The organism is Miniimonas sp. S16 (assembly GCF_057748195.1).
Map to the genome: position 1 here is coordinate 1,236,173 of NZ_CM173242.1, position 13,152 is coordinate 1,249,324.

Genomic DNA, 13,152 nt, shown 5'->3' on the forward strand with positions numbered 1-13,152 from the left:
GCGTGACGCTGCTCCTGGACCCACCGCTCTGGCCGGCGCACGGCACGCTCTGGTCGCACCTCGTCTCCGACACCTCGCTCGCCGAGCTGCACACCTTCGCGGTACGCGCCGGTCTTCCTGCCCGCGGCTTCGAGCGCGACCACTACGACGTCCCGGCCGAGCGGTACACCGACCTGATCGCCCTCGGGGCGCAGGCCGTCACCGCGCACGAGCTCGTGCGCGCGCTGCGCGCGTCCGGCCTGCGGCGCACCCCGCGTGACCGCGCGCGGGACCGCGCCGCGCTCGAGGCGCGCTGGACGGCCCTCGCGCCCGCCGCCGACACGCGCCGCCCGCGCGAGACGGGGACGGCTGCGGTGACTCCCCCGACGGCGAGCTCGCCGTCCGGCCGCGACGTCACCCCCGGCGCCCCCGAGCACGACGCATGGTCACGCGTCGGCGCCGACCTGCTCGCCCGGTGGGGCGAGCGCGGCCGCCTGTACCACGACACCCAGCACCTGACCGAGACGCTCGACGCCGTCGACGCGCTCGCCGCGGCCGAAGGGCTCGACGGCGCAGCCCACCGCCGCGCGTCCCTCGCCGCCTGGTTCCACGACGCCGTGCACCGCTCCGGGCTCTCCCGCGGCGCCGCGGCGCGACGAGACGGCGCATCCGACGGCGGTGCGTCCAGCGGTGGCGTGCCCGGTGGCGCCGCGCCCGACGGAGCGCCCGACAGCGACGAGGCCGCCTCCGCGGCGCTGGCCCGACGCACGCTCACCGCGCTCGGCGACCCCGACGCCGACGAGGTCGCCCGACTCGTGCTGCTCACGGCGACGCACCAGGTCGAGGCGAGCGACGCCGTCGGGGCCGTGCTGTGCGACGCCGACCTCGCGGTTCTGGGCGCCGCACCCGCGCGGTACGCCGACTACGCCGCCGCGATCCGCGGCGAGTACGCCGACGTCCCGGACCGGGAGTTCCGCGCGGGTCGCTCCGCGATCCTCACCGCGCTGCTCTCGGGTCCGCTGTACGCCACCGGCGCCGGGTCGAGATGGTGGGAGCACCGGGCCCGAGCCAACGTGGCCGCCGAGGTTGCGGCGCTGGAGTGACCGGTTCGCGCCCGCGGCACATCGATGCGGACGATTCCGGAGCGCCGGGCTCCGGAATCGTCCGCACCGATCGCGAGCCGCCGGCTCAGCGCACCCGGAGCGGGGTGGCCGTACTGGAACCGGCCTGCGTCGTCGGGTCCCGCGGCACGAACGTCGCCGTGACGTCGTAGGTCCCCGTCGACAGCGTGCGCGGCCAGATCACGGTCGCCGAGATGCCGATGATCACCGGCGTGGTGCTCACCACGCGGTTGCCCACCCGCACCTCGAGCGACCCGCGTGCCGGGGTGCCGTCCGCCGTCCGCACGGTGGCGAACCCGAACACCGGCAGGAACTGGCTGCGGCGCACCTCGTGCTGCGAGAGCCACAGCGACGTGGTGGTCGCCACGGGCTGCGGCGCCACATAGTCGGGTTCGGTGAGCACCGCGTAGGAGCGCGCCGGCACCGTCACGGACCCGGTCGAGGCGTCCCAGGTGACGCCCGCGACCACCGCGTCCTCGCCGTCGGCCTGCGCCGGGGTGAGGGCGAACTCGCGGCCCACGAGGTCGGGGAAGGTCCGCGTGACGTCGTCGGGCGAGGCGTTGATCAGCACGAGCGCGCCGGCGAGGTCCTCGGACACCTCCTCGCCCACGGTGTCGTCCACGAGCATCGCGATCGTCCCGGCGGCCTCGTCCGGGCCGCTGCCCGGGAACGTGACCTTCTGCTCGATGAGGTCCGCGCTGCCCAGTCGCAGCAGCGGGACCTCCGAGCGGACCCGGAGCAGCTCGAGCGCCTGGTCGTTCGCCGCCGCCATCGCGTCGGCGTCCGGCTTCAGCGTCGGGTCGCTCAGGAGCGGCGTCATGACCGGCCACTTCGCCTCGTTCGACCACGCGCCGGGCAGGCCGGAGCCGAACGTGTTCTCCTGACCCGTCCAGTCGATCCGGTTGAACCAGTCGCCGGAGTCGTAGGAGTCGCGGTCCAGCGACTTGCTGCGCAGCAGCTCGGTGCCCGCGTGCCAGAACGACGGCGACTGGCCGAGCGCCACGGTGGCGAGCTGCACGGTGTTCATCCGCACCCGCTCCTCCATCGTGGTGTCGGTCGGGAGCTTGAGCACCGAGAGGTCGTACAGCGTCTCGTTGTCGTGCGCGTCGACGTAGTTCACGATCTCGTCGGGCTCCGAGGCGTACCCGGCCGGGGCGCCGCGGTAGTCCAGCTCGGCGCCGGTGACGGTCGCACCCGAGGCGGACACGAGCGAGTAGTCACGCAGGTTGCCGGCCATGCCGAGCTTCACCAGGTCGGTGAGCCCGCCCAGGTCGGCGTCGCCCGTGCGCGAGCGCCCGTTCGGGTCGGTCCCGAGCCCCGTCCCGAAGCCCTGGTCGAAGGTCGAGTCGCCGTCGACGGGCGAACCGCCGTGCACGCCGTCGCGCAGCCGGTCGTTGAACGTCCCGATGCCCGTCCCGTCGAGCTGACCCTGCTTGGCCTGTTCGAACAGCGCGTTCCCGGCGACCTCACCGAAGTCCCAGCCCTCGCCGTACAGGTAGATCGACTTCCCGTCGACGCCGTCCTTGGCGAGCGTCAGCTCGTCCAGGGCGGACCGGATGGCGGCCATGTTCTCCGTGGAGTGGTGCCCCATCAGGTCGAACCGGAAGCCGTCGACGTGGTACTCCCGCGCCCACAGCACCACCGAGTCGACCATGAGCTTCTGCGCCACCTCGTGCTCGGTCGCCACGTTCTGGCAGCACGTGGAGGTCTGCACCTTCCCGGCCGCGTCGAGGCGCTGGTAGTACCCGGGCACGATGCGGTCCAGGACCGACTTCTCGGCCTGCCCGGACGCCGCGGTGTGGTTGTAGACCTGGTCGAGCACGACCTCCAGGCCTGCGGCGTGCAGCGCCCCGACCATCGAGCGGAACTCGGTCACGCGGGCCGCGCCGTCGGGGTCGGTGGCGTAGGAGCCCTCGGGCACCTGGTAGTGCCAGGGGTCGTAGCCCCAGTTGTAGCCGTCGTCCGCGCGCACGGCGCCGACGCAGGCCTGCTGCTCGGTGCCGGCCGGGTTCGCGGCGGACAGCGCCTCGAGGTCGCAGTCGGGCGTCGCCTGTGCGGCGCGGTCCTCCTCGATCGAGGCGATGTCGAACGTCGGCAGGAGGTGCACCGTGGTGATGCCGGCGTCGGCCAGCTCCTTCAGGTGCGTCATGCCGGCGGAGTCGGCGTGCGTGAACGCCGCGTACGTGCCGCGCTCGTCGGCCGGGACGGTCTCGTCGCCGATCGAGAAGTCGCGCACGTGCAGCTCGTACACCGCACGGTCCACGGTCCGCTCGACCGTGGGCGCCGCCGTGTCCTCCCACTGCGCCGGCCGCGTCGAGGAGTCGTCGAGGTCGACGACGACGCTCGCCTGGGAGTTCACCGTCAGCGCCGTGGAGTACGGGTCGGTGACGACGTTGGTCTCCATGGCTCCGGTGCTCGGGGCGTACACCCGCACCGTCCAGCGGTAGGTGTCGCCCACGTCCAGCGTGCCCGCGGGCACCGACCAGACGCCCGAGGCGGGGTCGAGCTCGGCGACGACGCCGCCCGAGGGTTCGCCTCCGCCGTCGCCCACCTGCAGGGAGACCAGGCGCGCCGTGGGCGCCCACAGCGAGACGGCCGCGCCGCCGTCGTCGTCGAACGTCACGCCCAGCGCGACGTCGGCGACGGCGCCCGCGTACAGGTCGTCGAGCACGCCGGGGATCTGCACCCCGGTGACGGCCGTGAGCCCGTCGTCGTCCGCGCGGGACACCCAGACCTCCTGGCGCAGCATCTCGGCGATCTCGGACCGGTCCGCGCCGGTCAGCCGCAGCGCGGTGTACCCGGCGAGCGCGGGCAAGTCCTCGAGCACGTCCGCCGGCAGGCCGGCGGGGTCGACGCTGAGGGCGAGGTCCTCGCCGCCGGTCACGCCGTCGTCGCCGACGACGAGCCCCGCGTTCGCGGCGTGGTGCAGGGTCCAGGTCCCGCCGTCGGCCGCGGCCCCACCGAGGTCCGCCGGCCAGGCGAGCAGGCCCGCACGCACCCAGTGCGCGCGCTGCTCGCCGGTGCCGGGCAGCGGCGGGTCCTCGACAGTCACCGTGAGGCGGTGCGTGGCGATGTCGTAGCTGAAGGCCGTGACCTTGCCCTCGGAGGCCGAGAACGGGATGTTCGCACCGTCCCGCACGCCGTCCACGCCGTAGTTCTCGGCCCACGAGCGGTTGTGCGTGACCTTCACCTCGTACGAGCCGGTCGGCAGCGCGGGGGTGCTGAACGTGTAGACGCCGTCGCCGTCGGGGTCGGTGAGCCATGCGCACAGCTGGTCCGGGGCCCAGTCGCTCGGGCACCCGAGCTCGGACTGGAAGCTGCCTGCGAGCGTGATGATCGGGCCCTCGGCGGTGCTCGAGAACTGCTTGCTCACGGGGTCGAAGAAGAACGTGATCGCCCCGCCCGCGTGGGAGTAGGCCACGTTCGCCCCGCTGGGCACGCCGCCCGCACCGAAGCTGACGTCCCAGCTGCCGTTGACGGCGATCTTGTACTCGTAGTCGCCGGCCGGAAGGTCGAACGTGCCCGACCAGATGCCGTCGGTGCCGAGCGTCAGCTGGGCCGCAGCGCAGTCCGGCTGCCAGTCGCCCGGGCAGCCCATCTCGGAGTTGTGCGAGCCGGGCACGGCGACCGAGTCGTAGCTCGGCTGCTCGGGCTCCGCCGGCCCCTCGGTGGTGACGTCGGTGCCGACGGAGGCGAACGTCGAGGCGGCGGAGGCGTCCCCGCCCGCGTCGACGGTCACGGCGCGGTACTCCACGAGCGTGCCTGCGGCGAGGCCCGACACGTCGTGGAAGACCCGCGGCGTGGTGTCCTCGGCCGTGCCGAGAGGGTTCCACGTCTCGGAGCCGACCACGCGCCAGGCGAACGACGTCTCGCGCCACGAGTCCGCCGTCGTCGCCGCGACCGGGCTCACGCCGGTCACGGCGGCGCCGGCCGCCGGCGTCGAGACCTCGATGTCGGCGGCACCGTCCGGGTCGGTCACCGGGGCGTCGGCGACGAGCACGACGGCGGTGCGCGCCGGCACGGTCACGCTCGCCACGCCGTCGGCGTCGGACGTCGTGGCCGACACGTCCCCGTACAGCGGGCTGAAGGCGGCGTCGGCCGTGAGGGTGGGCACGTCGACGGTGCGCGAGGAGGTGGAGTTGTTCGTCACCACGAGGTGCTCGATCCGCTCGGTGCGCTCGACGCGCGAGAACGCGTAGACGCCCGCGTCGGTGTCGACGAGGCGCTCGATCTGCGCGCCGTCGGTGAGCGCCGGGGTGCTGCTGCGCAGCTCGGCGAGGTCGGCGATCGCGGTGTAGAGCGGCGCGTCGGTGTCGAAGTGCGACCCCGTGCCCGCCTGCTCGCCGGTGAGCAGGGTCTGGTCGGCGTACTCGGCGACCTGCGTGGCCAACATGTCCTGGCGGGCGTCCTTGTCCTTGCCGCCGAGGTTGCCCGCGCCCTCGTACCCCGTGAAGCCCTGCTCGTCGCCGTAGTAGACGACCGGCTGGCCGCGCGTGAGGTACATGAGCTGGTGCGCGAGGAGCGAGCGCTGCAGGGGGTCGTCGGTGCCGCGCACCGCGTAGCCGACCCGGCCCATGTCGTGGTTGCCGAGGAAGGAGGGCAGCGCGGAGGCGGACGTGCTCGCCGTCGTGTAGTAGTCGTCGCCCGCGAACAGCGCGGCGAGCGCGTTGGCGGAGTTGCCCGACGCGTAGGAGACCGCCTGCTGCTGGAAGTAGAAGTCGAGCACCGAGTCCATGTCGGTGGTGCGCACGTACGGGCTCAGCTTCGTCGGGTCGGCGTCGTAGACCTCGCCGAACATGAAGAAGTCGGGACGGCCCTGGTCCGCCGCGTGCTGTGAGACGGCCGCGGTGAACGTCTTCCAGAACTCGGTGTTGACGTGCTTGACGGTGTCGATGCGGAAGCCGTCGATGCCGAGGTCGACCCACGCGTCGTACACGTCGATGAAGCCGTTGACGACCTGCGGGTGCTCGGTCATGAGGTCGTCGAGGCCGTCGAAGTCGCCGTACGTGACCGACTCGCCCGTCCAGGTCGAGTTGCCGCGGTTGTGGTAGAGCGTCGGGTCGTTCAGCCAGCTCGGGACGCGGAGGTTCGCGTCCTCGGGGGCGATCACCGGGGTGTACGGGAACGACGTCGCCGCGTCCAGCTCGGGGAAGTCGTTCGTGCCGGCGTAGGTCGCGGGGTCGAAGGCGTTGCCGTCGGCGTCCCGGTAGGGCTCGGCCGACTGCTCGACGTAGCCGTACTGGCCCTCGGCGTAGGAGTTCACGTCCGCCGTGTGGTTCGTGATGATGTCGAAGTAGACCTTGATGTCGCGCGAGTGCGCGTCGTCGATGAACGCCTCGAGCTCCTCGTTCGTGCCGAGGTGCGGGTCGATCTGGGTGAAGTCGGTGATCCAGTAGCCGTGGTAGCCGGCCGAGGCGTTGGCGCCCTCGCCCTGGACCGGACGGTTCATGAACGACGGCGTGAGCCAGATCGCCGTGGTCCCCAGCCCCTCGATGTAGTCGAGCTGGTCGCTCAGCCCGGCGATGTCGCCACCGTGGTAGAAGCCCTTGTCGGTCGGGTCCAGGCCGGTGGTCAGGCGGTCGCCGGTGAGGCCGCCGGTGTCGTTGCTGGTGTCGCCGTTGGCGAACCGGTCGGTCATCACGAAGTAGAACTGCTCGCCCGCGCCCTGCTGGCGCACGGGGGCGGCGACGAGCGCGTCGTCGGCCGCGGTGTAGTCGCCCCCCAGGTCGAGGGGCGTCAGGCCCGTGCGGTGCGTGACGTCGTCGAACGTGAACCGCAGGGTGGTCGGGCCGGCGACCGTGAGTGGCGCGTTGTCGCTGCCGCCCTCCTTGCCGTAGGACTCGTCCCACGCGTTGTTCACCGCGACCTTGTACTCGTACGTGCCGGCCGGGACCTCGAAGTCGGCGGCGTACTGGTTCGCGACGCCGGTCGGGGCCAGTGCGGTGGCCGCGCAGTCGAGCTGCCAGTCCCCCGGGCAGCCGAGCTCGTCCTGGAGGCTGCCGACGAGAGTGAAGGTGCGGTCGCCGTCGGCGGTGGGCGTGACGGCCTCGGCGGTGGTGCCGGTCGCGGGGGCCGCGATCACCGGCGCGGCCACGGCGCCGAGGCCGGTGGGCACGAGCGCGAGGGCGGCGAACGCCGCGATGCGGCGGCGGGCGGGGAGCGGGGTGGGGCTCGAGGTGCGCACGGGTCAGGTCCTGGTCTCGTCGTCGGGTCAGGGTGGTGCGGGTGTTGCTCGTGGTGGTGCGGGTGGTGCGGGTGGTGCGGATGGTGCTGGAGGTGTCCGGTGGAACGGTGGTGCTGGGTCGTGCCGGTGCTGCGCGCAGCGCCGTGGTCGGGGTCAGTCGGCCCGGCGCTTCGTGGCCCGCGGGAGGCGTCATCGCCTCTCGCGAGCCTCCCCAATTGTGACCCGGGACACACGGATACGACAAGAAAGTGAACTGCTTGCAGCACGTATGACGCTGTGTCGAGCACTTGCACACGACTAGCGACCGCCGCGTGAGCGGTGGAAGCGCTCACACGACATCACGTTTTCATCTCGACGTTGCGCGAGTTGCAACGGAGTCTCGGAGCGCGTGCCGTCGCCCTCGCGGCGCCCTCGCCCCCGACCCCGCCGGCGCGCCCCACGTGGACACGGTCACCGCCACGTCCACCCCACACGCGGCCACGGTCCGCTCAGCGCGTCCGACGTGGACACGGTCACCGCCACGTCCACCCCACACGCGGCCACGACCCGCTCGGCGCGCCCCACGTGGACACGGCCACCGCCACGTCCACCCCACACGCGGCCACGACCCCCGCGGCGCGCCCCACGTGGACACGGCCACCGCCACCTCCACCCCACACGCGGCAAGACCGCTGCCACCGGCCGCGGCGTACCTCAGGGGGCCGCCGGCGTCGGTGCAGGTCAGCCAGGGCCCGTGGCGCGGTGAGCCACCCTGCGGTGGACCACCCCAGGTGACCACCCCCGGGGCGGCGCGCCGAGCCAGCGGTGTCGCGCGTGGGAGCAGGTGGCTCTGGCGCCGCCCGTACAAACGACGGCGGGCGGCCACCCGAAGGTGACCGCCCGCCGTCGTGCGTCGTGCGTCGTACGTGAGGCGAGAGGAGCCGCCCGAGGAACCGACGAACCGGCCCCTCAGTCAGCGCCCTCAGGCGACGAGGCTCAGAAGCCCATGCCGCCCATGTCGTCGCCGCCACCGGCCGGGACGGCCGGAGCCTTCTCCGGCTTGTCGGCCACGACGGCCTCGGTGGTGAGGAACAGGCCCGCGATCGACGCGGCGTTCTGCAGCGCGGAACGCGTGACCTTGACCGGGTCGTTCACGCCGGCGGCGAGGAGGTCCTCGTACACCCCGGTCGCGGCGTTGAGGCCGTGGCCGGAGGGCAGGTTGCGGACCTTCTCCGCCACGACGCCGCCCTCGAGGCCGGCGTTGACGGCGATCTGCTTGAGCGGAGCGTCGATGGCCACGGACACGATGTTCGCGCCGGTCGCCTCGTCACCCTCGAGGGACAGGCCCTCGAACGCGACCTTGCCCGCCTGGATGAGAGCGACGCCACCACCGGCGACGATGCCCTCCTCGACGGCCGCCTTCGCGTTGCGCACGGCGTCCTCGATGCGGTGCTTGCGCTCCTTGAGCTCGACCTCGGTGGCCGCGCCCGCCTTGATGATCGCCACGCCGCCGGCCAGCTTCGCGAGGCGCTCCTGGAGCTTCTCGCGGTCGTAGTCGGAGTCGGAGTTCTCGATCTCGGCGCGGATCTGCTGCACGCGACCCTCGATGAGCTCGGCGTCGCCGGCGCCCTCGACGATCGTGGTCTCGTCCTTGGTGACGACGACCTTGCGCGCCTGGCCCAGGTGGGACAGGTCGGCGTTCTCGAGCGTGAGGCCGACGGTCTCGGAGATGACCTGACCACCGGTGAGGATGGCCATGTCCTGCAGCATCGCCTTGCGGCGGTCGCCGAACCCGGGCGCCTTGACGGCGACGGACCGGAAGATGTTGCGGATCTTGTTGAGCACGAGCGTCGCCAGGGCCTCGGACTCGACGTCCTCGGCGATGATGACGAGCGGCTTGCCCGACTGGATGACCTTCTCCAGCAGCGGGAGCAGGTCCTTGACGGTGGAGATCTTCGACTCCACGAGCAGCACGTAGGCGTCCTCGAGGACGGCCTCCTGGCGCTCCTGGTCGGTCACGAAGTACGCCGACAGGTAACCCTTGTCGAAGCGCATGCCCTCCGTGAGCTCGAGCTCGAGGCCGAGGGCGTTGGACTCCTCGACCGTGATGACGCCCTCCTTGCCGACCTTGTCGATCGCCTCGGCGATGAGCTCGCCGATCGCGGGGTCGTTGGCGGAGATGGCGGCGGTGGCGGCGATCTCCTCCTTGGTCTCGATCTCCTTGGCCTGCGTGCGCAGGGCCTCGGTGACGGCCTCGACGGCCTTATCGATGCCCCGCTTGAGGGCGATCGGGTTGGCGCCGGCGGCGACGTTGCGCAGACCCTCGCGCACGAGCGCCTGGGCGAGCACGGTGGCGGTGGTGGTGCCGTCGCCCGCGACGTCGTCGGTCTTCTTGGCGACCTCCTTGACGAGCTCGGCACCGATCTTCTCGAACGGCTCGTCGAGCTCGATCTCCTTGGCGATCGAGACGCCGTCGTTCGTGATGGTGGGGGCGCCCCACTTCTTCTCGAGGACGACGTTGCGGCCCTTCGGGCCGAGGGTGACCTTGACGGCGTCGGCGAGGCGGTTGAGGCCCCGCTCCATGCCGCGACGGGCCTCCTCGTCAAAGGCAATGATCTTGGCCATGTGGCTGTAGATCCTCCGTGTGAGGGGTGGTGGCCGGGCGATGCCCGCGACGGACGACGTCACCCCGGGCGGTCATGTCCCGCCCGGCGCGGCGCCTCATCGGTACCGGCCTTGTTGTCACTCTCACGGCGAGAGTGCTAACGCCATTATTGGCACTCTCCCCTCCCGAGTGCAAGCAGGGCCCGACGACGAGCGCACGCTCCCGAGGCGGGTGCGGCGGGAAGCGGCGCGAGTCGGCACACGGCTCCCGACGGCGAGCGCACGCTCCCGAGGCCGGGTGCGGCGGGAAGCGGCGCGAGTCGGCACGCGGGGGCCCGACGGCGGGACTACCGTGGCCCGATGGCCGGCGGGTCGGGGCGTGGGGGCCCCGGGGGACGTGACGCGCGCCAGCGGCGCGGCGTCGCGGTGTGCGCCGTGCTCGCGGCCCTCGCGTCGATCGCGCCGACCTCGGGGGTCGCCACGCTCGCGACCACCCCGCTGCGTCAGGACGGGCTCGCGGTCTCCGCCGACGGCGTCGTGCACGCCGTCCCCGCCGGAACCGGCGCGACCTATTCCCCCGGCTCCCGCGTCCTCGCCGAGGCGGCCGCGACCGATCCCGCCGCGGCGGCCCTCGCCGCACAGCAGCGCGCGTGGCTCGAGGCCGGGACCACGTGCTCCCCCGACGGCGAGAGCCCCGGCGCCTTCGCCGACCTCGTCGAGGGCGCACTGCTCGACCTGCACGTCCTGCTCGCGCCCACGTCCCCGGACGGCACACCCGCCGCACCCGGCGCGCTCGTCGCCGGCTGGTCGAGCCCGTGGCGCTACGTCTGGCCGCGCGACGCCGCGTTCGCCGCCCTCGCGCTCGCCGAGACCGGCCACACCGACGACGCCCTCGCCGTCCTGTCCTTCCTCGCCGGCGTCCAGCGCTCCGACGGCGCCTTCGCCGCGCGCTACCTGCCCACGGGCGACGGCGTGCCGGACGCCCGCGAGGACCAGCTCGACGGCGTCGGCTGGGTCCTCTGGGCCGCCGACGGCGTGCTCGCCCGGGTGCGCGAGCACTCCCCCGCAGCGCTCGCCTCGGCGCGGGTCGCCGTCGAGCCCCTGGCCTCCGCCGCGACGGCGCACCTGCTCGCCGTCACCGACCCGGGCGACGGCGACGTCCTCCCGCCGGCGTCGTCGGACTACTGGGAGCTGCCCGAGCAGCGCCTCACGCTCGGCACCGCGGGCGCCGTGCTCACCGGGCTCGAGGCGGCGGCGCGCCTGGGCGACGTCGTCGGCGCCGAGGTGGCCGACGCGGCGGCGGCGCGCGCCGGGGAGGTGAGCGACGCCGTCAAGCGCGCGTTCGGACCCGGCTTCCGCCGGTACGGCACCTCCGGGCCGGCGCTCGACGCGCTCGACGCCTCGGTGGCGTTCCTGCTGCCGCCGTTCAACGCGTCGGTCGACGGGGTCGAGGACGCGTGGCGGGCGAGTCTCACCGCGCTGGCCCGCCCCGCGGGTGGCCTCGCGCCCGGCGCGGCATGGCGCCAGGACGGCGTCTCGTGGACGCCCCAGACGAGCCTGTTCGCCCTGACGGCCGCGAGCGCCGGCGACGTCGACCTCGCGACCGACCTCCTGACCTGGCTGGAGCAGCACCGGACCGCCTCCGGCGCGCTGCCCGAGAAGGTGCTCGCCGACGGTAGTCCGGCCGAGGTCGCACCCCTGGCCTGGACCGCGGCCACCGTGGTTCTCGCGGCCTGCGCGCTGCCGGCGCGCTAGGTTGGCGCGGTGTCCCGGACCGCCCGCGAGAGTGCCGACCGGGCCCGCGGACGGGCCACGGTCGGGCCCGAGCGCGCCGGCGGCCAGCCCGACGGCGAATCGGCCGGCGAGCCGGCCGTCGAGCAGGCAGGGCCGTCGACGGCGCCCGCCGAGCCCGTCGACCGGCTCCCCCGCCGAGGACTGATCTGGCGGCTCGTCGCCACCGCCGCGGTGCTCGGGGTCCTCGCGACGGCGCAGGTGGTCGACACCGACGACTTCTGGCCGCTCGGCTCCCTCTCGCAGTACGGCGCGCCGAAGGACGTCAACGGCACGATCCGGTCGGTCTACGTCGAGGCCCTGTTCGAGGGCGAGACGCAGCCGCGCACGCTCGGGCTGTCGGCCGGGTCGACGGGCATCCAGCGCGGGGAGATCGAGGGACAGCTCGGCCGCTTCATCGACGACCCGTCGCTGCTCCAGCAGATCGCCGACTCCTACGCCGAGCTGCGGCCGGACCGCCCGCAGCCCGAGGTCCTCTACCTGCGCCGCTCGGTCACGCAGCTGGAGAACGGGCGCGCCGTGGGCGAGCCGACGATCGAGACGCTCGCCGAGTGGCAGGTGCAGCCGTGATGGGCGGCACGACGGCGAGCCACCAGTCGGCGGCGAGCCGACCCCCGGCCGAGGCGAGCGAGCCGCGGGGGCGAGCCTCCGCCGTCGTGCGCTGGTTCGTCGCGCCCGTGCCCCGGGCGCGGCTCGCCGTGTTCCGGATCCTCCTCTACGCGTTCCTGCCGCTGGAGATCCTCTGGATCCGCGCGAGCGTGGTGGCGCACTCCTACGTGCCCGAGCTGTACCGCCCGACGTGGCTGGCCCGCGCGCTGCACCTGCCGCCGCTCACGCCCGAGGTCGCGATCGCTCTGAGGTGGGGCATCCTCGCGCTGGTCGCGGCTGCGATCGCCGCGGTGCTCGCGGGCCGCTGGCAGCGCACGACGGGCTGGCTCCTCGCGGGCGCGTTCTGGGTCTGGATGCTCAACTCGATGGGCTTCGGCTACGTCAGCCACGACCACCTCGCGATCATGGTCGCGATCACCGTGCTCCCGACGGCGGGCCGCGCCACCCTCGGCGACACGCGCCCGAGCGAGGCGGCCGGGTGGGCGTTGCGCAGCGTGCAGCTCGCCGTCGTCGCTACGTACGTGGGGTCGGCGGTGCTCAAGATCCTGCGCGCCGGCTCGCTGTGGGGCTGGCCCAGCTCGGCGGTGTTCGTCTGGGCGATCACCCGACGCGGGTCGGCGCTCATCCGGTGGACGCTGGACTACCCGTGGCTGCTCGTGATCGGGCAGTGGGGGCTGTTCCTGCTCGAGCTCGCCTCACCGGTGGTGCTGTGGCTGCGCGGGAGGTGGCTGTACCTCATGATCGGCGTCTTCCTGTTCTTCCACCTCATGACGTACCTGTCGCTCGGCATCCACTTCCTGCCGACCGTGGTGTGCTGGGCCGCGTTCCTGCCGCTCGAACGGCTGCCGTTCGTGCGCCGGTTCGCGCGTCGCTGACGCCTGACGG

At 73.4% G+C, this 13,152-nt stretch carries 6 protein-coding genes; 4 read left to right on the forward strand and 2 right to left on the reverse strand.

The window, feature by feature from the left end:
* Window positions 1-2: 2 nt before the first annotated feature.
* The gene (locus AC3AQ1_RS05490; protein ID WP_108718152.1) at window positions 3-1,082 is read left to right on the forward strand and encodes a DUF4031 domain-containing protein; all 1,080 of its coding nucleotides are present in this window, start codon (window positions 3-5) and stop codon (window positions 1,080-1,082) included.
* Between the two features lie 85 nt (window positions 1,083-1,167).
* On the opposite strand, the gene pulA is transcribed toward AC3AQ1_RS05490, so the two are convergent.
* Together pulA and groL are read right to left on the reverse strand one after the other, a co-directional pair.
* A complete protein-coding gene (gene pulA, locus AC3AQ1_RS05495) occupies window positions 1,168-7,284 on the reverse strand; it encodes a pullulanase-type alpha-1,6-glucosidase (RefSeq protein ID WP_108718153.1) in 6,117 nt (2,038 codons plus the stop codon).
* A 975-nt stretch (window positions 7,285-8,259) separates the two neighbouring features.
* Window positions 8,260-9,888: a chaperonin GroEL gene (gene groL / locus AC3AQ1_RS05500; RefSeq protein ID WP_108718154.1), complete on the reverse strand. Its 1,629-nt coding sequence runs from the start codon at window positions 9,886-9,888 to the stop codon at window positions 8,260-8,262.
* 339 nt (window positions 9,889-10,227) lie between these two features.
* Between groL and AC3AQ1_RS05505 the strand changes: the two genes are divergently transcribed.
* From AC3AQ1_RS05505 to AC3AQ1_RS05515, 3 genes are read left to right on the forward strand one after another with little or no spacing between them, the layout of a single operon-like run.
* Complete coding sequence (locus tag AC3AQ1_RS05505; protein WP_108718155.1) at window positions 10,228-11,622, forward strand: glycoside hydrolase family 15 protein; 1,395 nt, start codon at window positions 10,228-10,230, stop codon at window positions 11,620-11,622.
* A gap of 9 nt (window positions 11,623-11,631) precedes the next feature.
* Window positions 11,632-12,228 carry a hypothetical protein gene (locus tag AC3AQ1_RS05510; protein ID WP_108718156.1) on the forward strand — a complete coding sequence of 199 codons (597 nt, stop codon included), beginning with the start codon at window positions 11,632-11,634 and terminating at the stop codon, window positions 12,226-12,228.
* A complete protein-coding gene (locus AC3AQ1_RS05515) occupies window positions 12,210-13,142 on the forward strand; it encodes an HTTM domain-containing protein (RefSeq protein WP_159096401.1) in 933 nt (310 codons plus the stop codon). The genes AC3AQ1_RS05510 and AC3AQ1_RS05515 overlap by 19 nt, the downstream gene beginning before the upstream one ends.
* Window positions 13,143-13,152: the final 10 nt, after the last annotated feature.